The 22,748-nt window shown below is 70.2% G+C and carries 23 protein-coding genes; 16 read left to right on the top strand and 7 right to left on the bottom strand.

Features of this window, described 5'->3' with window-relative positions:
• Window positions 1-86: 86 nt before the first annotated feature.
• Window positions 87-731 (top strand): class I SAM-dependent methyltransferase, encoded by a 645-nt coding sequence (locus QMK34_RS16340; protein WP_326414842.1) that lies wholly within the window; start codon window positions 87-89, stop codon window positions 729-731.
• Between the two features lie 127 nt (window positions 732-858).
• Here the strand turns inward: QMK34_RS16340 and QMK34_RS16335 are convergent, their stop codons facing one another.
• From QMK34_RS16335 to QMK34_RS16320, 4 genes are all read right to left on the bottom strand, one after another.
• Window positions 859-1,956, bottom strand: coding sequence for an MAB_1171c family putative transporter (locus QMK34_RS16335; RefSeq protein WP_326414841.1), 1,098 nt, complete (start codon window positions 1,954-1,956; stop codon window positions 859-861).
• Complete coding sequence (locus QMK34_RS16330) at window positions 1,953-2,507, bottom strand: hypothetical protein (protein WP_326414840.1); 555 nt, start codon at window positions 2,505-2,507, stop codon at window positions 1,953-1,955. The genes QMK34_RS16335 and QMK34_RS16330 overlap by 4 nt, the downstream gene beginning before the upstream one ends.
• Window positions 2,508-2,573: 66 nt before the next feature.
• Window positions 2,574-3,866 (bottom strand): M20/M25/M40 family metallo-hydrolase, encoded by a 1,293-nt coding sequence (locus QMK34_RS16325; RefSeq protein ID WP_326414839.1) that lies wholly within the window; start codon window positions 3,864-3,866, stop codon window positions 2,574-2,576.
• Window positions 3,859-4,686, bottom strand: a complete 828-nt coding sequence (locus QMK34_RS16320; protein WP_326414877.1) for a M55 family metallopeptidase — start codon at window positions 4,684-4,686, stop codon at window positions 3,859-3,861. The genes QMK34_RS16325 and QMK34_RS16320 overlap by 8 nt, the downstream gene beginning before the upstream one ends.
• A 194-nt stretch (window positions 4,687-4,880) precedes the next feature.
• On the opposite strand from QMK34_RS16320, the gene QMK34_RS16315 reads away from it, so the two are divergent.
• From QMK34_RS16315 to mptB, 6 genes are all read left to right on the top strand, one after another.
• A complete protein-coding gene (locus tag QMK34_RS16315; RefSeq protein WP_326414838.1) occupies window positions 4,881-5,489 on the top strand; it encodes a TetR/AcrR family transcriptional regulator in 609 nt (202 codons plus the stop codon).
• Between the two features lie 384 nt (window positions 5,490-5,873).
• Window positions 5,874-7,646, top strand: coding sequence for an ABC transporter substrate-binding protein (locus QMK34_RS16310; RefSeq protein ID WP_326414837.1), 1,773 nt, complete (start codon window positions 5,874-5,876; stop codon window positions 7,644-7,646).
• Window positions 7,647-7,655: 9 nt separating this feature from the next.
• Window positions 7,656-8,687 (top strand): ABC transporter permease, encoded by a 1,032-nt coding sequence (locus QMK34_RS16305; protein ID WP_326414836.1) that lies wholly within the window; start codon window positions 7,656-7,658, stop codon window positions 8,685-8,687.
• The gene (locus QMK34_RS16300; protein ID WP_326414835.1) at window positions 8,684-9,592 is read left to right on the top strand and encodes an ABC transporter permease; all 909 of its coding nucleotides are present in this window, start codon (window positions 8,684-8,686) and stop codon (window positions 9,590-9,592) included. Before QMK34_RS16305 ends, QMK34_RS16300 begins: the two co-directional genes overlap by 4 nt.
• Window positions 9,592-11,247, top strand: a complete 1,656-nt coding sequence (gene nikE / locus QMK34_RS16295) for an ABC transporter ATP-binding protein (RefSeq protein ID WP_326414834.1) — start codon at window positions 9,592-9,594, stop codon at window positions 11,245-11,247. Before QMK34_RS16300 ends, nikE begins: the two co-directional genes overlap by 1 nt.
• Window positions 11,248-11,329: 82 nt before the next feature.
• Complete coding sequence (mptB, locus tag QMK34_RS16290) at window positions 11,330-12,913, top strand: polyprenol phosphomannose-dependent alpha 1,6 mannosyltransferase MptB (protein ID WP_326414833.1); 1,584 nt, start codon at window positions 11,330-11,332, stop codon at window positions 12,911-12,913.
• A gap of 59 nt (window positions 12,914-12,972) precedes the next feature.
• Here the strand turns inward: mptB and QMK34_RS16285 are convergent, their stop codons facing one another.
• From QMK34_RS16285 to QMK34_RS16275, 3 genes are read right to left on the bottom strand one after another with little or no spacing between them, the layout of a single operon-like run.
• Window positions 12,973-13,419: a TIGR03668 family PPOX class F420-dependent oxidoreductase gene (locus QMK34_RS16285; protein ID WP_326414832.1), complete on the bottom strand. Its 447-nt coding sequence runs from the start codon at window positions 13,417-13,419 to the stop codon at window positions 12,973-12,975.
• A gap of 6 nt (window positions 13,420-13,425) precedes the next feature.
• Window positions 13,426-14,334, bottom strand: a complete 909-nt coding sequence (locus QMK34_RS16280; RefSeq protein WP_326414831.1) for a S66 peptidase family protein — start codon at window positions 14,332-14,334, stop codon at window positions 13,426-13,428.
• Window positions 14,331-16,277 carry a prolyl oligopeptidase family serine peptidase gene (locus tag QMK34_RS16275; RefSeq protein ID WP_326414830.1) on the bottom strand — a complete coding sequence of 649 codons (1,947 nt, stop codon included), beginning with the start codon at window positions 16,275-16,277 and terminating at the stop codon, window positions 14,331-14,333. Before QMK34_RS16275 ends, QMK34_RS16280 begins: the two co-directional genes overlap by 4 nt.
• Window positions 16,278-16,375: 98 nt before the next feature.
• Between QMK34_RS16275 and QMK34_RS16270 the strand changes: the two genes are divergently transcribed.
• The 9 genes from QMK34_RS16270 (at window position 16,376) to QMK34_RS16230 (ending at window position 22,746) form a co-directional block, all read left to right on the top strand.
• Complete coding sequence (locus QMK34_RS16270; protein WP_326414829.1) at window positions 16,376-16,951, top strand: DUF3090 domain-containing protein; 576 nt, start codon at window positions 16,376-16,378, stop codon at window positions 16,949-16,951.
• An 80-nt stretch (window positions 16,952-17,031) separates the two neighbouring features.
• Window positions 17,032-17,775: an SCO1664 family protein gene (locus tag QMK34_RS16265; protein WP_326414876.1), complete on the top strand. Its 744-nt coding sequence runs from the start codon at window positions 17,032-17,034 to the stop codon at window positions 17,773-17,775.
• A 6-nt stretch (window positions 17,776-17,781) separates the two neighbouring features.
• A complete protein-coding gene (locus QMK34_RS16260; RefSeq protein WP_326414828.1) occupies window positions 17,782-18,672 on the top strand; it encodes an aminoglycoside phosphotransferase family protein in 891 nt (296 codons plus the stop codon).
• Between the two features lie 51 nt (window positions 18,673-18,723).
• Window positions 18,724-19,539, top strand: coding sequence for a DUF3097 domain-containing protein (locus QMK34_RS16255; protein WP_326414827.1), 816 nt, complete (start codon window positions 18,724-18,726; stop codon window positions 19,537-19,539).
• 84 nt (window positions 19,540-19,623) lie between these two features.
• Window positions 19,624-20,055: an NfeD family protein gene (locus QMK34_RS16250; RefSeq protein ID WP_326414826.1), complete on the top strand. Its 432-nt coding sequence runs from the start codon at window positions 19,624-19,626 to the stop codon at window positions 20,053-20,055.
• Window positions 20,056-20,176: 121 nt separating this feature from the next.
• A complete protein-coding gene (locus tag QMK34_RS16245; RefSeq protein ID WP_326414875.1) occupies window positions 20,177-21,493 on the top strand; it encodes an SPFH domain-containing protein in 1,317 nt (438 codons plus the stop codon).
• A 109-nt stretch (window positions 21,494-21,602) separates the two neighbouring features.
• Window positions 21,603-21,989, top strand: coding sequence for a VOC family protein (locus QMK34_RS16240; RefSeq protein ID WP_326414825.1), 387 nt, complete (start codon window positions 21,603-21,605; stop codon window positions 21,987-21,989).
• Window positions 21,989-22,306, top strand: a complete 318-nt coding sequence (locus QMK34_RS16235) for an ArsR/SmtB family transcription factor (RefSeq protein ID WP_326414824.1) — start codon at window positions 21,989-21,991, stop codon at window positions 22,304-22,306. Before QMK34_RS16240 ends, QMK34_RS16235 begins: the two co-directional genes overlap by 1 nt.
• The gene (locus QMK34_RS16230) at window positions 22,303-22,746 is read left to right on the top strand and encodes an SRPBCC family protein (RefSeq protein ID WP_326414823.1); all 444 of its coding nucleotides are present in this window, start codon (window positions 22,303-22,305) and stop codon (window positions 22,744-22,746) included. Before QMK34_RS16235 ends, QMK34_RS16230 begins: the two co-directional genes overlap by 4 nt.
• Window positions 22,747-22,748: the final 2 nt, after the last annotated feature.

Genomic DNA, 22,748 nt, shown 5'->3' with positions numbered 1-22,748 from the left:
GCGCCCAGGAAGGGAAACTCTTGGGTGACATCGATGTCAAGGCTGGCCGGAATTCCTGACCGGAAGTGGACAAGAGGGGACACCCGATGAGCGGCACAGATCCGGACGAGGACGCGCGTATCCGCGCCGGAGCGGCCTTGGCCGCCGGAGACCCGACAGCGTGGTTCGAACCGCTCTACGCGGCCGCCGAAACCGGCGACGCCGTCGTCCCCTGGCACCGCGGGAAGCCGAACGCCGAGATCGTCTCGTGGGCAAACGGCGTACGCGGTACCGGCGAACGGGCGATCGTGGTCGGCTGTGCGCTCGGCGACGACGCCGAGTACGTCGCCTCGCTCGGCTACGAGACGGTCGCGTTCGACGTGGCCGAAAGCGCGATCAAAGCCGTGCGCCTGCGCTTCCCGGCGTCCCCGGTGGATTACGTCGTCGCGGACCTGTTCGCCCGGCCGCCGAGCTGGCGCCACGGGTTCGACCTGGTCCTCGAGATCTCCACGGTGCAGGCGCTGCCGACCGACGTCCGGACCGCGGCCACTTCGCGGGTCGCCGAGCTGCTGGCACCCGGCGGCACCCTGCTCGTCGGGGCCTTCGCGGCCGACACCGACGAGCCGTACCCAGGGCCGCCGTGGCCGCTCACCCGCGCGCACGTCGAGGGCTTCGCCGTCGACGGCGTGAAGCTGAAGTCTCTGGAACGCACCCGAGGTGGCGGCCGCTGGTGGGGGATCCTCACCCGCTGAGCCACCGCAGGTGTCGCTGTGGGCAGCTTGCTGTCGGTCAAGTCCCTGAAGGCCACCTTCACGGCGTTTAACGCTGTCATGGTGGCCTTCAGGGACTTCTGCAGGAAGTGCGCCAAGGAGCCCCCGGTCAGGCAGGAGCCGCCCTCAGCGACTCGGACAGGGTGACCAATGCGCGGGCGTCGTCGTCAAGGCCGCCGCCATCGGGTGTGGCGACGGGCATCCCCTTCTCCGGTACCGGTTCGCTGCGGGCGTGGGCGCGCAGCGCTTCGGTGAGTCGGTCGGCAAGGGAACCGTCATGGTCCAGATGCGCGAGGTACGGGCTGATCCGGACCAGTCCGTCTCGGCATTCGATGACCCGCCGGTAGTAGCGGCGATGCACGCCGCGCAGGCTCAGCGCGTCCCGCCACGGGGTGAGCGGCGTCCGGCTCAGCGCGTCCTCCGGGAACGCCTGGTGCAGTCGTGTCCACAGTGGACCGATCTGGTGGTACGTCCGAAGGTGCTGCCGCCACACGCGGGCCGCGGCCAGCCGGGTGGCGACACCGGGATAGGACAGGCCGACGACGAGCAGGATCGCGCTGGGGAACACCAGAAAGACCGTGGCCTGCACCAACAGCAAGGGGATCGTCGCGCCAACCCAGTGCACGAGCACCACCGCGATCAGTGTCGCCCCGCCCACCGCGCCGAAGGCGAATCCCAGGGACGCCACCAGCAGCCCGCGGGCCAGGTCGGGTGCGGCGCCCCGTGCGTAGCGCCGCGCGAAGAAGCACGCACTCGCGATGCCGTAAGTGAGGTACAGATCGGCTGCGAGGTAGAAGATCGAGACCCCGGCGCGGGGGTAGGCCGCCGGCGGGACGTCGGGCATGAGTACCGCGTCGATCGCCATCACGAGGATCGCGGTGCCCAGCGGCACCGCCTCCTGCCAGGCCCGCCGCCGCGCCTGGGCGACCGGAAGTGCCGAGAACAGGAAGAAGCAGGCCAAGGAGTAGACGAGCCCGCAGAGGAAGATGTGCTGGAACAGGAGCGGCACGATCGACCCGGGGTCCGGCTGGTTCACGTCTCCCGCCAGTAGGCCGAGCGGGTAGGAGGCCGCGAAGCAAGCCAGGCAGGCGGTGACCATCCAGCGCGCCACGTCCCGCGGTGCCCGGGTGAGCTGGTAGAGCTTCCACAGCAGGGCGGGGTAGAGGATCATCCCTTGGACCACCAGCAGCGCGACCTTGCTGTTCACAACCAGCCGAGCCGCTCGCCCAGCGCGGTCTCGATTCGCTGCGCGGTGGCCTCGTCCGACGACTTCGGTGCGACCCGGTCCAGCACGGACGCCCACTCCAGGATGATCGTTGCGACCGTTTCGGCTTCCCGCTCGTGATCGGTGTCGTAAGAGGTTCGCCGAAGGGCTTGGCGGACCGACTCCGGTTCCAGGTCCGGGTACCGCTCGCGCAGGTCGCCGGGCTGAGCGGCGGCCGGGGTCAGCACGGCGACCAAGCTGTCGTCCTCCTCGGTGGTGCGGTGGCCGGCCAGCATGTGGCCGACCTCGTGCAGGATGATGTGGCGCTGGTGGGCCTTGCTCGTGTCCTGCTGGTACACGATGTAGTCGGCCTTGCCGGTGGTGATCCAGACACCGAACGGACCCGGCACCGGGATCCGGTGCTCGATCAGCCGGATCGGGCGGCCGCGCTGTTCGCCGACCTTGCGGCACAGTTCGAGGACGTCGAGCGGCGGCCGGATGCCCAGTTCGTTGAGCAGTCGCCTGCAGCTGCGCCGTAGCTCGCGTTCCCTCACCAGTCACCCTGCTGTCGGTGTGCGTGGGCCGGAACAATCCGTCCGGTCTGACCTGACCGCCAAACCCTAGTTCCGCAGGAAGTGGGCCAGCGCGCATGTCCCGAAGTGGAGGCCTTCGACGGGCACCCGTTCGTCGACGCCATGCGCCATCGCGCGGTACGGGAAGCCCTCTGGCAGCCACAGCGGGGCGAAGCCGTAACAGTCGATTCCCAGCGGGCTGAAGGCCTTCGCGTCCGTGCCGCCGCCCATGCAGTACGGCACGACCACGGCGTCCGGGTCCTGTGAGCGCAGGGCTGCCGCCATCGCGTCGAACCAGGGGGAGTCGACCGGCGCCTGCACCGCGGGCTGGTGGGCGACGAACTCGCGGACGACCCCGGTGCCGAGCAGATCGTCGAGCTGGGCCAGGAGTGCTTCCTCGGTGCCGGGCAGCACCCTGACGTCCACTTGGGCCTGTGCGACGGTCGGGATGACGTTGACCTTGTAGCCTGCGTCGAGCATCGTCGGCGTGGCGCTGTTGCGGACGGTCGGGACCACGAGGGCGCCAGCCGGTCCCAGTGCGGCGACTGTCGCGTCCACTTCGGACAGATCTACCGGCACGCCGAGCACGTCACCGGTCCGGCGCAGGAACGCTTCCACGGTCGGGGTCAGGTGCACCGGCCAGCGATGCTCCGCGATCCGGTTCAGGGCGCCGACCAGGCGGATGACGGCATTCTCGTCGTTCGGCCGGGAACCGTGCCCAGCTCGGCCCCGCGCTGTCAGCCGCAGGTGCGCGGTACCCCGCTCGGCCGTCGCCACCGGGTAGAGCCGCACGGTCCGGCCGTCGGCGGCGGGCACGTGATAGGTGTAGCCGCCGGACTCGCTGATCGACGCCGCGCAGCCCTCGAACAGCTCGCGGTGTTCCTTCACCAGCCAGTGCGCGCCGTAGTCCCCGCGGTCCTCCTCGTCGGCCACGAACGCCAGCACGATGTCCCGGCGCGGCTGGAAACCCGACGCGACGACGGTGAGCACCATCGCGCAGAAGTCCTTCATGTCGGTCGCGCCGCGACCCCACAGGTAGCCGTCGACGACCTCGCCGCAGAACGGGTCCCTCGACCAGTCCGCCGGGTCCGCGGGCACCACGTCAAGATGGCCCTGGACCAGCAGCGCGGGCAGAGACGGATCGGTGCCCGGAATGCGTGCGAGCACGTTGGCGCGGCCAGGCGCGGCCTCGATGATCGTCGGCTCGACGCCTGCGTCCGACAGCAGCGTGGCGACGTACTCCGCGGCGTCACGCTCGCCCTCTGAGTCGCCGTTGCCCCGGTTGGTCGTGTCGAAGCGCAGCAGCGTGGAGCAGACCTCCACGACGTCCAGCTCAGCCATAGATCCCCTGTACCGCACCGCCCGCGATGGCCGTGACCACCTTGAACGCCTTCATCGCCTCGGTCATGTTCGGCGCGTCGAACCCGACCCGCCGCACGCCGATCTGTTGCACCGTGGGAATGACGGCGGTCGCCTGCGCCAGATGACTGGCGTCGAACTCGACTTCGATGCGGTGCGCGCCGGGCACCCGCTCCACCCGTCCCGCCTGCGCCATGCCGTCCGCCGCCGCGGCCGTGAGCAGCTCGGACGTGCGGGCGGGCGGCAGGCAGATCGCCGCGTACCGGCTCACGCACTCCTTGACCTGCACCAGTTCGGCGTCCGGGGCGTAGTCGCGCGCGTCGTCGCAGGTCTTGTCGTCGCCGGTCACCACCAGCACCGGGACGCCGTACTCGGCGGCCATCCCGGCGTTGAGCCTGCCCTCGCTGGCGGGGATGTCGTCGAGCCACACTCCGGTGATCTGGTTCTCCAGGTACGTGTGGGACAGGACGCCGTCGAACCCGGCGCCGGCGTGGTAACCGAGGAACACCACGCCTTCGACGCCCGAGTCGATGCCCTGCATCATCGACAGCGGTTTGTGCCGCCCGGTCAGCATCCGCGCCCGGGGGTCGAGGTCCTCCAGCAGCAGGTTGCGCTGCGAGGAGTGCGCCTCGTTGACGAGCACGTCGGTCGCGCCGGCGTCGAACAGCCCGGCGATGGTCGCGTTGACGTCCCCGGTGAACAGCCGCCGGAACCGCTGCCACTGCTCGGTCCCCGGTACGACGTCGTCGGTCCAGGTGACGCCGGTGGCGCCTTCCATGTCCGCCGAGATCATGATCCGCATGCCGAGCACCCTAGTGGTCACGTCGGGAAGTCTGCCGAAGGTCTCGACGGCCCAGCTTCCCGCTGGGAGCACGGCCGGACGACCCGGGTACGACCACGGTACGAGGGTCATCCGGCCGCACACACCGCTGCGGCCCCGGCGCGGCGGTGATCGCTGTGTAAGATGGCGGCCTCACCAGCCCGGGATTGGCCACTATGTCTGCACCGCGCGGCACCGAGCCCAGACCTCCCGCGGACCCCCGAAGCGGGCGCGAGCGCGTCCTGCGAGCGGCCTACGAGCTGTTCAGCCGCGACGGCATCCGAGCGGTGGGCATCGAGGCGGTCATCGCCAGGGCGAACATCGCGAAGATGACCCTGTACCGCAACTTCTCCTCCAAAGAGGACCTCGTGCTCGCCTTCCTGGAGCGCCGCGAGCGGCTGTGGACACACGAGTGGCTCGAGCGCGAGACGGAGCGCCGGGCCGCCGAGCCCGCGCGGCGCCTGCTCGCCATCTTCGACGTGTTCGGCGAATGGTTCGCCTCACCGGGGTTCGACGGCTGCGCGTTCGTCCGCGTCCTGCTCGAGACCAGTGACTCCGACAGCGCCGTGCGGCACGAGAGCATCCGGCAGCTCGCCACCATCCGCGAATTCGTGCGCGATCTCGCGGATGGCGCCGGTGTGGCGGACCCGGATTCGCTCGCCCGGCAGTGGCACATCCTGATGAAGGGCTCGATCATCTCGGCGCACGAAGGCGACCTCCAGGCCGCCGCGCGCGCCAAGGAGATGGGCGAGCTGCTGCTGCGGCACCACGACGTCCGGCTGTAGCGGGGCGGCGCCACGGGCTCGGCAGACGCGGATCCGGTCACCATGATCGCTCTGCGTATCGATTGTGCATCAACGATGATTCCGGCCTACAACTATCGCGACCTGCGGATTCACGGCCGACGCTCACCCGGATGGCCCAACATCACACCGAAAATGGTGACTGAAAGCCACCGGCGCGGTGCCGACGGTCACACGTGGCCACGGGAGGGTGTCGGACCGGCACGCGCGGTGTTGGGTAGATATTGCGCAGTTCGGCGCCCATGTGGTTACTTTTGCGCCTTGGGGTCGGACCGATCGAGTAAAAATGGGGTGGTCGAGTTGCGCACACTGCGTTCATCCGGCGGGAGGCGCGGCTCTCGGGCGGTCGCGCTCCTGGCTGCGGCGATGCTGCTGGCGGGACCGTTCGCGGTGCCCGCTCAGGCCCAGCAGGGCAAAACGCTGCGGGTGGCGCTGATCACCGGGATCGACCACCTCAACCCGTTCACCGCCACCCTCGCCGCGGCCACCCAGGTCGGCCGGTTCGTCTACGAGTTCCTGACGCTGCCGTCCGCGCGGGACACCCAGCCCACCGGCGGTATCGCCGAGAAATGGGTGCCCTCGCCCGACAAGCTGACCTGGACGTTCACCATCCGGTCCGGCATGAAGTGGTCCGACGGGCAGCCGGTGACCGCCAAGGACGCCGCGTTCACGTTCAACCGCATGCTCACCGACGAGAACGCCCGCACCGCCAACGGCTCCTACGTGTCCAACTTCGCCTCCGTGAGCGCCCCGGACGACAAGACGCTGGTCATCAAGAACAAGGTCCCGCAGGCCAACATGCTCTCGCTGGACGTGCCGATCGTCCCGGAGCACATCTGGGCCCCGATCAAGGACCTCAACGACCCGAAGACCGACGACATGAGCGTCGTCGGCGTCGGTGACGGGCCGTACCTGCTCACCGAGTACAAGAAGAACGAGTACGTCAAGTTCAAGGCCAACAAGGACTACTGGCGCGGCGCGCCGAAGGTCGACGAGCTGCAGCTGCTCCAGTTCAAGGACGCCGAGGCCGCGGTCAACGCGCTGAAGCAGGGCGAGGTCGACGTCATCAACCGGCTGACCCCCACCCAGTTCAACGCGCTCAAGAGCGAGCCGAACATCGCCACGAACACCGCGCCCGGCCGCCGCTACAACGAGCTGATCATGAACTTCGGCGTGCAGAACAACGCCAACCAGCCGATCGGCGACGGCAACCCGCTGCTCAAGGACATCCGGATCCGCAAGGCCATCCTCCAGTCGATCGACACCAAGACCGTCGTCGACAAGGTCATGAGCGGCTACGGCCAGGTCGGCGGCGGGACCATCCCGGCCATCTACGCGGTCAACCACTGGGAGCCGACCGGCGCCGACAAGGTGAACTTCGACGCCGCGGCCGCCAACACCGCCCTCGACCAGGACGGGTACGCCAAAGGCCAGGACGGCATCCGCGTCGGACCTGGTGGCGCGAAGCTCCAGTTCCGGCTGACCGGGCACTCGAGCAGGCCGTTCGACCAGCGCACCGCGCAGTACATCGAGGGCTGGCTCAAGGATGTCGGCATCGGCGTCAAGCAGGACCTGGTCTCGGACGACGAGCTCAACGACCGCACCACCGCGGGCAACTACGACCTCGCCATCTCGGGTTTCGCGACCAACCCGGACCCGGATTCGGCGCTGTCGCTGAACGTCTGTGCGGGACGTCCCAACGCCCAGGGCAAGGGCGGCACCACCGCGACGTTCTTCTGCGACCCGCAGTACGAAGAGCTCTACAAGCAGCAGCTCTCGGAGTTCGACGCGGCGAAGCGGTCGGAAATCGCGAAGCAGGCACAGGCGCGGCTCGCCAGCCAGGCCGTCGACGTCGTCCTCGACTACGACAACGTCCTCGAGGCGTACCGGTCTGACAAGTTCTCCTCGTTCACCAAGCAGCCGCAGCCCGACGGCGTGATCCTCGAGCAGTCCGGCTACTGGGGCGTCTACGGCGCGACCCCGGCCGGCGCGTCGGCGGATTCGGCCGCGGCGGGCTCGTCCGACAGCGGTGGCAACACCGGCCTGTGGATCGGGATCGGCGCGGTGGTCCTCGTCGTGCTGGCAGGTGGCGGGTTCTTCCTGGCGCGCCGCGGCAAGACCTCGGACGACCGGGAATAAGGACAAGCGGTGACCCAGGCACTGAGTTCCGTCGACCCGTCCTCGGCGCTCGTCGATCCCGACGAGCGCCGAGGCGGGACCGGCACCGCGCGGTTCGTGCTCACCAAGGTGGCGGAGGCACTGGCGAGCATCGTGCTCGTCGTGGTGCTCTTCTTCTTCCTGTTCCGGATGCTGCCGGGCGACCCGGTCAACTTCATGATCCGGGACCGGCCGACCGACCCCAGGATGATCGCCGAGCTGCGGGAGAAGCTCGGCGTGGACAAGCCGATGCTGCGGCAGTTCGTCGACTACATCGGCGGTCTGCTGCACGGTGACATGGGCCAGTCCTACATCGAGCGCCGGCCCGTTCTCGACATGATCGGCGAACGGCTGTGGCCGACGGTCCTCCTGGTCGGCAGCGCGACACTGCTGGCGGTGGCGCTCGGCCTCTGGCTCGGTGTCCGCGCGGCCTGGCGCCGCGGCAGCGGGTTCGACCGCGTCCAGACCGGGATCGCGCTGACCCTGTGGTCGGTCCCGCAGTTCTGGCTCGGCCTGCTGCTGCTCGTCGGGACCAACGGGCTGTTCCCCAGCAGGGGCATGCACTCGCCCGACGCCGCACCGGACTTCTTCTCACAGGGCCTCGACGTGCTGCACCACCTCGTTCTGCCCTGCGTGACGCTCATGGTGGTGTTCTACGCGCAGTACATGCTGGTCATGCGGTCCTCACTGCTGGGGGAGATGAACGCCGACTACCTCACCACGGCACGGGCGAAAGGCCTCCGTGACGACCTCGTGCGGCGTAAGCACGCGGTGCCGAACGCGCTGCTGCCGACGGTGACGCTGGTGTTCATGCAGTTCGGCATGGTCGTGTCGGGCGCCGTCTCGGTGGAGGCCGTGTTCAGCTGGCCCGGCCTCGGACAGCTGGTCTACGAGGCGTTGCACGGCCCCGATCTGCCGGTGCTGCAAGGCGTGTTCGTCGTGCTGGCCAGCGCGGTGGTCCTGATGAACCTGGTCGCGGAACTGCTCTACCGCGTCCTCGACCCCAGGGTGCGGACAGCATGACGACACCGGAGAAAGCCTCTCCCCGCGCCATCGCGTGGCAGCGCCGCCGGGCGTCGATGGGCAAGGTCTGGCAGGAGTTCGCGACCAACAAGGGCGGCCTGATCGGGCTCGGCTTCCTCGCGCTGGCCGTGGTCCTCGCCCTGCTGGCCCCGCTGATCAGCGACGAGTCCGGGCTCGACGTCACCAAGGCCGCCGGCCAGCCGCTGAGCCCGCCGAACGGCGACTTCCTGCTGGGCACCGACATCGACGGCCGCTCGATCCTGCTCATGACCTTCTGGGGCGCCCGGATCTCGCTGCTGGTCGGGTTCTCGGCGGCGATCCTGTCGGTGCTCATCGGTACCGTCATCGGCGTGACGGCCGCGCACTTCGGCGGCTGGGTCTCGACGGTGCTCCTGCGCTTCACCGACTTCTTCCTGGTGTTGCCGTCACTGGTGCTGGCCATCGCGTTGTCCGCGGTGCTGCCCCAGGGCGTGTGGACGGTGATCTTCGCGATCGGCGTGACGGCCTGGCCCACGACCGCCCGGCTGGTGCGCGCCCAGACGCTGACCATCGAGGGCAGGCCGTACATCGAGCGGTCCAAGGCACTCGGCGGCGGTCACCTGCACCTCATCGGCAAGCACGTGCTGCCCGGTGTCGCGCCGCTGGTGCTGGCGAACACCACGCTCGTGGTCGGCAACTCGATCATCGCCGACGCCACGCTCGCGTTCCTCGGCGTCGGCAACCCGGCCGCGGTGTCCTGGGGCACGATGCTCGAGACGGCGCTGAACAACGGCGCGGTGACCCGCGGCGCCTGGTGGAACCTGCTGCCGCCGGGGATCGCGATCGTGCTGATCGTGCTCGCCTTCACCCTGGTCGGCCGCGCGCTGGAGACCGTGCTGAACCCGAGGCTCAAGGGGGGCCACTGATGAGTCCCTTGCTGGAACTGAAGAACCTGGGCGTCACCTACACCACCGGCGGTGGGAAGGTCACCGCCGTGCGCGGGGTCGGCCTGCGGCTCGAACCGGGCGACACACTCGGCGTGGCGGGGGAGTCCGGCTCCGGGAAGTCGACGGTCGCGATGAGTGTGCTGCGGCTGCTGCCGCGTTCGGCCGAGGTGAGCGGCGAGATCCTGCTTGACGGCGAAGACGTCACCACCATGAAGTGGGGCCGCCTGCGTGCGGTCCGCTGGGCGGCGGCGTCGGTCGTGTTCCAGGGCGCGATGCACGCGCTGAACCCGGTCCGCAAGATCGGCGAGCAGATCGCCGAACCGATCCGGGTGCACGCGCCGGAGGGCAAGCCGCCGTCGGACGCCCAGCTCAAGGCCAGGGTCGCTGAGCTGCTGGAACAGGTCGACCTGCCGGCCGCACGTGCCGGGGCTTACCCGCACGAGCTGTCCGGCGGGCAGAAGCAACGCGTGATGATCGCGATGGCGCTGGCGTGCGAACCCCGGCTGATCATCGCCGACGAGCCGACCACCGCCCTCGACGTCATCGTGCAGGCGCAGGTCCTCGACCTGCTCGGCGCACTGGTCGCCGACCACGGCATCGGGCTGATCATGATCAGCCACGACCTGTCCGTGCTCGCCGCGACCTGCGCGCGCATCGCCGTGATGTACGACGGGGAGATCGTCGAGCAGCGGCCGAGCGCCGAGCTGATGAACGATCCGCACCACCCGCACAGCCAGGCGCTCGCCGCGGCGTTCCCGACCGTCGGCGACCCAGTGTCGCGCTTCGCCCCGGCCACCGCCAGCCCGCTGCCACCCGAGCCGGACCGTTCCGCCGCGGACGATCGGCCGCCGCTGCTGGCCGCCGAAAACCTCCGCGTCAGCTTCCGCGACCGCACCGGCTCACGGATCGACGCCGTCGCCGGGGTGAGTCTGGAAGTACGGCGCGACGAGATCGTCGCGCTGGTCGGCCAGTCCGGCTCGGGCAAGACCACGCTCGCCAGGACCCTGCTCGGACTGCAGAAGCCGGATTCGGGCCGCGTGCTCTACGAGGGCGCGGCCGTGCCACGCGGCGGCGCCGGGCTGCGCGCGTACCGCCGGCAGGTCCAGCTGGTGCTCCAGGACCCGACGAGCGCGCTGAACCCGCGCCACAGTGTCTACGAGGCCGTCGCGGAGGGCCCGCGCATCCACGGGCTCGGCGCGGACGAGCTCGGCATCGTCACCAAGGCGCTGGAGGCGGCTGAGCTGCGTCCGGCGGAGAAGTACTTCGGCAGGCTGCCGCACGAGCTCTCGGGCGGGCAACGCCAGCGCGTCGTCATCGCCGGGGCGCTCGCGCTGGAGCCGGGCATGCTCGTCGCGGACGAGCCGGTGGCCTCGCTCGACGCCTCCGTGCGTGGTGAGATCCTCGGCCTGCTGCTGCGCCTGCGGCGTGAGCTGGGCCTGGCGGCGCTGGTGATCACGCACGACCTCGGACTGGCGTGGAACATCGCCGACCGCGTCGCCGTGATGTACCGCGGTGAGCTGGTCGAGGTCGGCACCGTGGAGGAGGTGCTGCTCAACCCGCGGCACGAGTACACGAAATCCCTGCTCGCGGCCCTGCCCGGCGGCACGGCGGTACGCACGGTCGCCGAGCGGTGACCCACCGCCAGTCTCCACGCAGCACGAAAAGACCCGTTGCCGCGAACACGCACAGGTGCGGTGTGTAATCTCCAACATCGAAATGGCGACTACGACAGACCCCGTGCAGAAGTCCCCAGCAGACTCGCTGGGGGAGCGTCTTCACGTGCCTTCCCGGTTCCCGTACCGCACCATCGCGATGGGCACTGTCGGTAGTACGTTGCTGATGCTCGCCGCGCTTGGTGCCGGTGGCATTTTGATCCACGACCCGATTCTCGGGCACGGGCCGCTGTCCTGGATCCGCTACGGCCACGGCCGCTGGCTGGCCGACGCCGTGCTCTACACCGGCTTCGCGCTGGTCGTCTGGGCGTGGGTCCGCCTCGGCCGGTACGCGCTGGCCGGGCGCATCGGCAGCCGTCCCATCGTGATCGCCGCGCTGTGCTGGATGGCGCCGCTGTTCGTGTCGCCGCCGCTGTTCACCCGCGACACCTTCTCCTACCTCGGCCAGGGCGCCCAGCTGCTCTACGGGCTCGACCCGTACGCCAACGGCCCCGCCGAGCTGGACCAGCTGCCCAACGTCGTCCAGAACATCCACCCGCTGTGGCAGACCACGCCGGCGCCGTACGGCCCGCTGTACCTGCTGATCTCCAAGTGGACCGTCTCCATCACCGGCGACAACCTCATCGCCGGGGTCATCGCCACCCGGCTCGTGCTGCTGCTCGGCCTCGGCATGGTGCTGTGGGCGCTGCCTCGGCTGGTCAAGCACCTCGGCGGCAACCAGGCCATCGCGATGTGGCTCGCGGTCGCCAGCCCGATGATGGTCATCCACCTGTTCGGCGGGCCGCACAACGACCTGATGATGATCGGCCTGCTCTGCGTCGGCGTGCTGGCCGGGCTGGAACGCCGGTTCGCGCTGGCGATCGCGCTGGTCACGGTCGCGATGCTGCTCAAGGCCACCGCCTCGATCGCCCTGCCGTTCCTGGTCTGGATGTGGGCCAGCCACCTGCCCGGCGACCGCAAGGTACGCAACTTCCTGCGCGCCGGCGCTATGTCGGTCGGCATCTTCGCCGTCGTGTTCGTCGCCGGGACGTGGATCTCACTCGGCTCGCTGAACATCGGCTGGGCGACCGGCCTGAAGGCGCCGACGCTGATCGCGAACTGGATGAACTTCCCGACCGGGATCGGCGAGATCGTCTACTCGCTGGTGCACCTGGTCGTCGACGTGCAGGTGTCGCCGTTCGTGACGGTCGCCAGGCTCGTCGGCATGGTGGCGCTCGCCGTCTTCGCCGGGCGGCAGTGGTGGCTCGCCCGCGACGGCGCCAGCAAGACCACCGTCTACCGCATGGCGCTGGTTCTGCTCGCTGTCGCCATCGTGCCGCCGCCTTCACTGCCCTGGTACCTGACCTGGGGTTTCGTCATTCTCTCCGCCTTCCCGTGGCGCCGCCGGAACCTCGCCGGGGTCGTCGGGATCTCGGTGTTCGTCGTGCTGGTCTACTACCCCACGGGCGAGCAGGCGCTCTACGACTGGTGGTTCATCGCCATCGTCATCGCGGCGAGCATCTACGCAGCGGCATCGCTGCTGCGTCCCGACCCGCTCGGCCTGATCGCCGCCTGGCGCAAGCCGAAGCAGGACGAGTTCCTCGGCCCGGAAGTGCACGTCGAGCCCGATCGCCCCGTCAGCACCTGAGCGCTTTCAGTGGTCCCTGAAGGCCACCTTGACGGCGTCTAACGCCGTCAAGGTGGCCTTCAGGGACTTGTGGGGTCGGGCTTCGGCTGGGAGCGGGAGGTCCAGCCCCGCCAGGTGTGGACCTGGGTGGTCACCACGGCGTGCGCCGGGGGCCTCTCGGCGTACTGCGGATACTTCGCCCGCAGCCAGCGGACCGGTTCGGCCCGCTCGTGCACGCCGGTCAGCACGCGGGCGACGCCGTCGGCCCTCGCCCACCACAGCCTGTCCCAGTCCTCCTCGTAGTGATCGACGAGGAACGTGACCGCCGGGTTCTCCCCGATGTTGCGCAACCGGCGCAAGTCCGTGGTGCTCTTCGGTTTGTGGTCGATGGCGAACACCAGCGTGTCGCCGTGCAGCGCGAACGTCACCGGCACCAGATGGGGCGTGCCGTCCGCGGCTGCCGTCGCCAGCCTCGCCACCCGCCGCGTGGCGAAGCGCTCCCTGGCCTCCTCTGTGGACAGTCGCATCCCGGCTCAGGCCAGCGCCGGGACGTCGAGGGTGATGACCCCCGCGTCCGCGTCGAGTTCGGCCACGGCACCCAGCGGGATCGTCGGTGCGGCGGGCACGTGGCCGAAACCGAACCCCCACACCACCGGGACGCCGAGTGGCCCGAGGCGGTCGAGCACCAGGTCGTGGATCGGGCCTTGCTCGCCACACCCCGCCCACGAGCCCAGCGCGACGCCCGCGACCCCGTCGAACCAGCCGGACCGCAACAGCTGCGTCAGCATCCGGTCGAGCCGGTACGGGCTCTCGGTCACGTCCTCCAGCAGCACGATCGCCTCCCGTGCGCGGCCTTGTTCGGGGGTGCCCAGTCCGGCGGCGAGCAGCGCCAGGTTGCCACCGGTGAGCGTGCCGTGCGCCTTGCCGGGCATCATGCTCTCCCAGCCTGGGGCAGCGGTGATGCTGAGCGTGGACTCCGGCTCGAACAACGTCCGCCGCAGGTGACCGGCGGCGAACTCGTCGAACAGCACGCTCGCGGGCATGGAGGAGAACAAACTGTCCAGTCCTAACTGGACGTCGACCGCCCGGTGCACGGCGGTCAGGTCGCTGGACCCGGCGAACACCTTCGGACCGGCCGCCCGCAACGCCGCCCAGTCGAGCAGGTCGAGTATCCGCTGGGCGCCGTAGCCACCCCTGGCGGCCAGCACACAGGTCACCTCCGGATCGAGCCAGGCGGCGGTGAACTCCGCGGCCCGCTGCTCGTCGGTGGCCGACAGATAGGGGAGCCCGGCCGATCCACCGCGCACGCACGCGCCGATCTTGACCTTGACACCCCAGTCGCGCAGCACCGGGAGCGCGGTTTCGAGCAGCGCGTCAGGCACCGGGCCGGACGGCGCGACGAGCGCCAGCGTGTCGCCCCTGCGCAGCCTCGGCGGCCTCACGTCGACAGGCCCAGTTCGGGCACGCCGGGCGTCTCGAACCCGAACACCTGGCCGTAGAAGGACAATTCGGCCTCCAAAGCGACGATGATCGTCTCCGCCCTGCGGAAGCCGTGCTGCTCACCTTCGAAGGTCAGGTACGCGTGTTCGATGCCCCGGCCCGTCAACGACGCGACGAACCGGTCCGCCTGCTCGGGCGGGCAGATCCGGTCGTCGAGGCCCTGCAGGAACAGCACCGGCCCGGCGAGCGTCCCGGCGTGGTTGATCGGTGAGCGGTCCCGGTACCGCGCCTCGGCTTCGGGCAGCGGCCCGACCAGGCTGTCGAGGTAGCGCGACTCGAAGTCGTGGGTCTCCCCGTCCGCGCCGGTCCAGCGGTACAGGTCGAGGACCGGGTACTTCACCGTGCCCGCCGCGTACGTCGTGGTGGTCGTCATCGAGGCCGCCGAGGTGAAGCCGCCCGCGCTGCCGCCGCGGATCGCGAGCCGCGCGCCGTCCGCGCTGCCTTCGGCCACCAGCGCCTCCGCCACCGCGGCGCAGTCGGCGACGTCGACGACTCCCCACTGCTCGCGAAGCCGCTCCCGATAGCGGCGGCCGTAACCGGTGGACCCGCCGTAGTTCACCGCCACGACGCCGAAGCCGCGGCTGGTGAAGAACGCGACGTCCAGGTCCACCGTCGGGTAGTTCCGCCCGGTCGGCCCGCCGTGCACGTAGATCAGAAACGGCGGCAGCTCGCCTTCCGGCGCGGTGAAATCCGGGTTCGACGGCGGGAAGACGTAGGCGGGCACCGCTTCGCCCTCGGGAGTGGTGAACACCCGATCCTGCGGGCGCGGCAGGTAGGCGGCCGGGGGCAGGCCGTCCGTCCGCGGCGGCACGAGTTCGGTGAGGGTGTCCCTGGCGAGGTCGACGTGCACGACCGCGCTCCCGTGCTGAGTGCCCGACGCGACGCCCGCGACACCACCGGCGTAGGCGGCGAAACCGGTCGCCGACCATTCGCACAACCCCGCGGCCGCGGGGACCGGGGTCACCGTCCCGGTCGCTTCGTCGAGCACCGCGAGCCTGCTCGAGCTCAGGACGGCGTGCCTGCCGCCGCCGAGCGGGACGAACCAGCGCGACCCGAGCTTCCACAGCGCGCCGCCGAGCTCCTCGCCGACCGGTGCCAGGTCGACGGCCGTGCCGTCGAGGCCGATCCGGTGCAGGTTCCACCAGCCGCCGGGGTCCTGCAGCGCGAGCAGCCGGTCCGGCGTCGCCCATTCCAGCTGGCACACCGAAACCCCCGGACCACCGGCGAGCACCTCGTGCGGGCCGAAGGAACCGTCCGCGAGTACCTCGGCGACGCAGAGTTCGGTGCCGTCCCACGGCATCGCCGGATGGTCCCAGCCCAGCCAGGCGGCGTGCCGCCCGCCGGGGGCGAGCTGCGGCGCGGTGAGGAAGTGATGGGTGGCGGCCAGTATCCGTGCCGGTCCGCCGTCCAGGGGCAGGGCGATCAGGTCGCGCGTGATGTCCGTCGGCCGCGGCCCGGTGCTGGTCTCACGAACGGCCCACAGCTCGCCCGCGAGCCCTGGGCGCAGATCGCCGTAACGCACGCCCTGAGGCGTCTCGGGCTCCGGAGTGAGCGGGAGCACTTCGCCGCCAGGGAGCCGTCGAAGGTAGACCCGCTGGTCGTCCCAGTGGGTGAAAGCGAGCGTGTCGCCGATCACCGCCCAGGGACGGCCGCCGTACTCGTGGACCCGGTTGCGCGCGTTCCACGGCGCGGGCAGCACCTCGTCGCGTTCCCCGCCGGGACCCGTCCTGACCAGCGCGACCCTGCCGCCTTCGCCAGGTCTGGCCTCGGCCCACCAGACGTCCTCGCCGACCACGTCGAGCCACGACGCGCCACCCTCGGCGGCGGCCGCGTCGGCGGCCGTGATGGGCGACACCCAGGCTCCGTACGGCGCGATCCTCGACACCTCTTGAGGCTAGCCGTGCGGCCGCGGGTCCGCCCGCAGGCCGGATACCGGGGCGGCGGATGCCGATCATGCGGGCGTGGCCTAGGGTCGACAGTGCTATGTCTCGCGTAATTCACGTCTTCCGCAAGCCCGACCGGTTCGTCGCCGGGACCGTCGGGGAGCCCGGCGACCGCACTTTCTTCCTGCAGGCGTCCGAGGACGTCCGCACGGTGAGCGTGACGATCGAAAAGCAGCAGGTGGCGGTCCTCTCCGAGCGGCTGAGCTCCTTGCTCGAGGAGGTCGCCAGCCGGTTCGGCGCGGACGTGCCCGAAAAGGTGCCCGACGACCTGCGCGACGTCGACCCCCTCAGCGTCCCGGTCGAGGAGGAGTTCCGCGTCGGCACGATGGGCCTTGGCTGGGACGCCGACAGCAGCGCGGTCGTCATCGAACTGCTGGCCATCACCGAGGGCGAAGTCGACGAGACCGTCGTCCTCGACGACACCGAGGAAGGCCCGGACGCGGTGCGCGTGTTCCTGAGCCCGGCGGCGGCCCGTGCCTTCGCCGAGCGCGCTGACCGGGTGGTCAACGCGGGGCGCAGGCCCTGCCCGCTGTGCGCCGAACCGCTGGACCCGGCCGGGCACATCTGCCCGCGCCAGAACGGGTACCGGCGCGACGTCGACGTGATCGAAGACTGAGGTAACGCGTGGCGGACTTCCCGGCCCACGAGCTCGACCCGGCGAATCCGGGAGTCAGGGACCTGGTCGCCCGCGGCCGGATGGACGTCGAAGGCAGGCTGGTCGACGCCTCCAACGTGACTCTGTTCTGCACGATCGAACTCGACGGCGTCTCCGGGCACGTGGTCTACAAGCCGGTGTCGGGGGAGAAGCCGCTGTGGGACTTCCCCGACGGCACGCTCGCCGGGCGCGAAGTGGCCACCGCGATGGTGCAGGAAGCGTCCCAGCTCGGCGCCATCCCGCCCACGGTGCTGCGCGACGGGCCGTTCGGCCCCGGCATGGTGCAGCTCTGGATCGAGACCGGCGACGACGACGTGGTCGAGGTCCTCGCCCCGGCAGACCTGCCCGAGGACTGGAAGATCGTGCTGCACGCCCACGACCGCAACGGCGAGCCCGCGGTCCTGGCGCACGCGGACCATCCCGGGATGCGTGAGCTGGCCGTGCTCGACATCGTGGTCAACAACACCGACCGCAAGGGCGGGCACCTGCTGCCCGGCACCGACGGCCGGGTCTACGGCGTCGACCACGGCATCTGCCTGCACACCGAGCCGAAGCTGCGGACCGTGCTGTGGGGCTGGGTCGGGGAGCGGCTGCCCGAGGAGTCCGTGGAGAAGCTGCGTGGCCTGCGGTCCGAGCTCGACGGCGCGCTCGGCAAGGCACTGGCCGAGCACCTCACCGGGTTCGAGATCCGCGCGCTGGCGGATCGGACCGATCTGCTGCTCGCCGAGGGCGTCTTCCCGCAGCCGACCGAGGAGTGGCGCGCCGTTCCCTGGCCGTTGCTCTAGCCACTGATGACCGCCGTAATCGACGACGCCGCCCGCGCCCACCTGGTCGACCGGTTCGGCCAGGGGGTCGCGTCCTGGTGTGACGAGCTGCCGTCCGTCGTGGCCCGGCTGAGCGAACGCTGGGGCTTGCGGCTGCTGTCCTCGGTACCGGGAAACACCGGGCGGACGTTCCTGTGCGAGGACGCGGACGGCCGGTCGGTGGTCCTGAAACTGACGCCGGAGCGGGACATCGCCGAAGCCGAAGCCTCGGCATTGCGGCTGTGGCAGGGCTGCTCGCGGGTGGTGGGGCTGATCGACGCCGACCTCGACGCGGGTGCCGTACTGCTCGAAGGCATCGTGCCCGGAACCCAGCTGAGGGAGCTCGGCGCGGCGGTGCCGTGGGCCGAGATCGGCGAGCTGCTCGACCAGCTGGCCGCGATCCCCGCGCCCATCGCCGGGTTCCCGCCCCTGCTCGAACGGATCACTTTCATCTACGAACTGTCCGAACGCCGGTGGCGCGGCTCGGCGGCTGAGCGTCATCTGCCACTGGACACGCTGAGGCGGTCCGCGGACCGGGCGGCGGAACTGGCCGTCGGCGGCAGGGTCGGGTTGATCCACGGCGATCTGCATCCCGCCAACGTGCTCTACGGCGGTCCCGAGCGCGGGATCGTCGCGATCGACCCGCGGGCCAGCCTCGGTGACACCGCGCTCGACGCGGCCGACTGGGTGTTCCTGCCGGTCGCCGAAGGCGGCACGCTCGACGACGGCCTGGCAGCGCTGGCCCCGCACGTGCGCTCGCTGGACGCCGAGCGGGTCCGCGCGTGGTGCGAGGCGCTGGCGGTGCTGGTCGCGCTGCCGTCGCTGCGGCGTGACCAGCCGTCGCCGTTCACCGAACGGCTGCTGCGGATGGCACCCTGACCGGCGTGGCGGGGCGACGCCGGGCCGGTTTCGCCACTAGCGTCGTCCGCCGTGCGCTCCCACTCGTATGACGACGTGCTGGCCGGGCCCCGGAAGCGGAAGATCCCCGAGGTCCCCGCCGAGCCGGGGCTGGTCGTCGAAGACCCGGCCAGCGGCTACTGCGGTGCCGTGGTGAAGATCGAGTACGGCAATGTCGTGCTGGAGGACCGGCACGGACGACATCGTGTGTTCCCGCTGGCCGAAGCCGGATTCCTGCTGGAGGGCAAGCTGGTCACCCTCGTGCGAGTGAAGTCCGCGCCCCAGCAGCCGGTCAAGAAGGTGTCGGCGTCGGGCTCGGTGCACGTCCGAGGGCTGCAAGCCCAGGTCGCCAAGGACTCGCGAATCTGGGTCGAGGGCAAGCACGACGCCGAGCTCGTCGAACGGGTGTGGGGCCACGACCTGCGGGTCGAGGGCGTGGTGGTCGAGCCGCTGGACGGCGTCGACGAGCTCGCCGAGCGGGTGACCGAGTTCGGTACCGGGCCCGGCAGGCGGCTGGGCGTGCTGGTCGACCATCTGGTCAAGGGCAGCAAGGAGTCCCGCATCGTCGGGGCGGTCCGCGACGAGAACGTGCTGGTCACCGGCCACCCGTACATCGACATCTGGGAGGCGGTCAAACCCGCCGCCGTCGGCATCCGCGCCTGGCCGGTCATCCCTCGGGGCACCGAGTGGAAAGAGGGCATCTGCGAGGCGCTCGGCTGGGGCGAGCCCTACGAAGGCTGGCAGCGCGTGCTGTCGTCGGTGAGCAGCTACCGGGACCTCGAAACGCCGCTCATCGGCGCGGTCGAGCGGCTCATCGACTTCGTGACCGAGCCCGCCGAGGAGTCCTGAATGCCGGATTTGTCCAAGGTCACGCCAAGGTCACGGCCGCTTACTCCCTCGGTGCGGACCGGCGGTATCTGAGAGCATGAAGGCATGACAGCGGCACTGATCTGGTTGATCGTCGGCATCCTCTTGATGATCGCCGAGGTGCTCTCGGGCGACTTCGTGCTGATCATGATCGGCGCCGGGGCGCTGTTCGGCGCTGGATCGGCGGCACTGAGTGGCAACCCGTTCATCGACGTCGCGGTGTTCGCGATCGCTTCGGTGGGCATGCTCGTGCTCGTGCGGCCCGCGCTCAAACGCCGGCTGCTGTCCGGGCCCGACATCAAGACCAACGCCGACGCGCTGATCGGCGCGCGCGCCGTGGTGCTGTCCACTGTGGACGTCGACAGCGGCCGCGTTAAGCTCGCCGGCGACGTCTGGTCGGCACGCTGCCTTTCCGAGGGCGAGCCGATCAGCCCCGGCACCACGGTCACGGTGGTCGAGATCTCCGGGGCGACAGCCGTCGTGTCGGCCGTGCCGTGACACCAGCCCGAGAACCCGGAAACAGCTACGAGGTAAGGGGAAAGTCTTGTCGTCGACGGTAGCGATTGTCGTTGTCGTGCTGCTGGCCTTGTTCGTGATCGTCACGGTCGTGAAGGCGATCATGGTCGTTCCGCAGGCGCAGTCGGCCGTCATCGAGCGGCTGGGCCGGTTCCGCACCGTGGCCTCGCCGGGCCTGACCTTCCTGGTGCCGTTCATCGACAAGGTGCGCGCGCGCATCGACCTGCGCGAGCAGGTCGTCTCGTTCCCGCCGCAGCCGGTGATCACCGAGGACAACCTGACCGTGTCGATCGACACGGTCGTGTACTTCCAGGTGACCGACTCCCGCGCGGCCGTGTACGAGATCTCGAACTACATCGTCGGCGTCGAGCAGCTGACCACCACCACGCTGCGAAACGTGGTCGGTGGCATGAGCCTCGAGCAGACGCTCACCTCGCGTGACTCGATCAACAGCCAGCTGCGCGGCGTGCTCGACGAGGCCACCGGCCGCTGGGGCATCCGCGTCGCCCGCGTCGAGCTGAAGGCGATCGACCCGCCGCCCTCCATCCAGGACTCGATGGAGAAGCAGATGCGCGCCGACCGTGAGAAGCGCGCGATGATCCTCACCGCCGAAGGTCAGCGCGAGTCCGCCATCAAGACGGCGGAAGGCCAGAAGCAGAGCCAGATCCTCTCCGCGGAAGGCGCCAAGCAGGCCGCGATCCTCGGTGCCGAGGCCGAGCGCCAGTCGCGCATCCTGCGCGCCAAGGGTGAACGTGCCGCTCGCTACCTGCAGGCGCAGGGGCAGGCGAAGGCGATCGAGAAGGTGTTCGCGGCGATCAAGGCCGGGCGTCCGACGCCGGAGGTGCTGGCCTACCAGTACCTGCAGACGCTCCCGCAGCTCGCACAGGGCGACGCGAACAAGGTCTGGATGATCCCGAGCGACTACGGCAAGGCGCTCGAAGGCTTCGCCCGCACGCTGGGCGCGCCGGGTGACGACGGCGTCTTCCGCTACGAGCCGGCGCCCTACGATGACGCCGAGAAGCCCGACCTTGAGGACGACGAGGTGTCGGATTGGTTCGACGTCTCGGGTGACCCGAAGGTCGCCGAAGCGGTCGCCGCCGCGGAAGCCGTGGCACGCAAGGAGGTCGCGGGTCCGCTCGGCGCCACTCCGCACCCGCTGGTGCCGCCGTCCCTGTCCGGCCCGCGTGGCGGAAACGACACCGGAAACGACGCCCCGGTCGGGGGGTCCCTTGTGGACAACGAGCCGGAAGCGCCGCAGCAGATCCCGCCCGCCTCCTCGCTGCCCCAGCCGCAGAGCCCGCCCCCTGGCAGTCAGTACCAGGGCCCGCCGCCCGCGCAGCCCGGCCCCACCGGTCCCGCGGGCGGGCCTGGCAGTGGCCCGTTCCCGCAGCAGGGTCCGTTCGGTGGCCCGCGCCGCTGATCCGCAGGCCGAAGGGGCGTTCGGTGCGACCACGCACCGGACGCCCCTTTCTTCGTGCCCAGCACTGCCCGGTTGACACGTAGGAGATATCCTACCTATTGTCGATGGCATGAATATCAGCCATCTTCAGTACCTCACCGTGCCCGTCGCCGACCATGCCAAAGCGCGCGACTTCTACGTCGACAAGCTCGGGTTCGACCTGCTGGTCGACGTCCCCGGCCCGCACGGCCGCTTCGTCATGGTCAGCCCGAAGGGTGCCTCGACCGGGCTCGTGCTGACCGATTACGAGGTCGACGGCTTGTCCTTCGGCGGCCCGCTGAGCTTCCAGCTGCACACCACCGACGTGGACGCCGACGTCGAAGCGCTGCGCGCGGCCGGGGTGGCGGTCGAGGACCCGCAGGAGCTGCCATGGGGGCGGACCGCCTCGATCAAGGACCCCGACGGCAACGGCATCGGGCTGCTCGAGCCGTCGGAATACGGGAACTGGCCGCGCTAGTGCCCGTCAACGACGACGTGTTCGCGGCGCTGGCCAGCCCGGCCCGGCGCGAGGTGCTCAAACTCCTGCTCGACGGCCCGATGGCGGTGGGGGACCTGGCGGAGCACTTCGCCATGCGCCGGCCGAGCCTGTCCGAACACCTTCGGGTGTTGCGGGAGGCCGGGCTGGTCAGCGAGCGTAGGGAGGGCCGTCACCGGTTGTACTCCCTCGACGCGGACCCGCTGCGCGAGGTGTCCGACTGGCTGACCCCGTACGAGCGGTTCTGGCGTACGAAGCTCGCCAGTCTGCGCGACCTGCTGGACGAGGAGGACCTGTGACGGAGCGGGCGGACGACGCCACGTCGATCCACGTGGACCAGTTCCTGGCTCATCCGCCGCGGAAGGTGTGGCGGGCGCTGACCGAACCGGACCTGCTCGAACGCTGGCTCGGCATGCCCAACGACATCAAACCCGTGGTGGGGCACCGGTTCGAGCTGCTCGCCCGGCCTGTGCCCGCGGCCGGGTTCGCCGGCGGGCCGGTGCCGTGCGAGGTGCTGGTGGCCGACCAGGAGGAGCTGCTCAGCATCAGCTGGGGTCCGGTGTGGACGGTCACCTGGCGGCTGGTGGCCGAAGGCCGCGGCACCCGGCTGCTGCTGAGCCACGAGGGCTTCGACCCCGAGGACGAATTCCAGCAGATCTCCCGCCGGATCATGGGCGGCGGCTGGCGCTCGCACGCGCAACGGATGCTCGAACGGCTGCTGGACGCACTTGAGGACTGATC

It is taken from the genome of Amycolatopsis sp. H20-H5, from assembly GCF_035828755.1.
Taxonomy (GTDB): Bacteria; Actinomycetota; Actinomycetes; order Mycobacteriales; family Pseudonocardiaceae; genus Amycolatopsis.
Note: the sequence above shows the minus strand (reverse complement) of the source record. Positions and strands in the feature narration are given on the sequence as shown.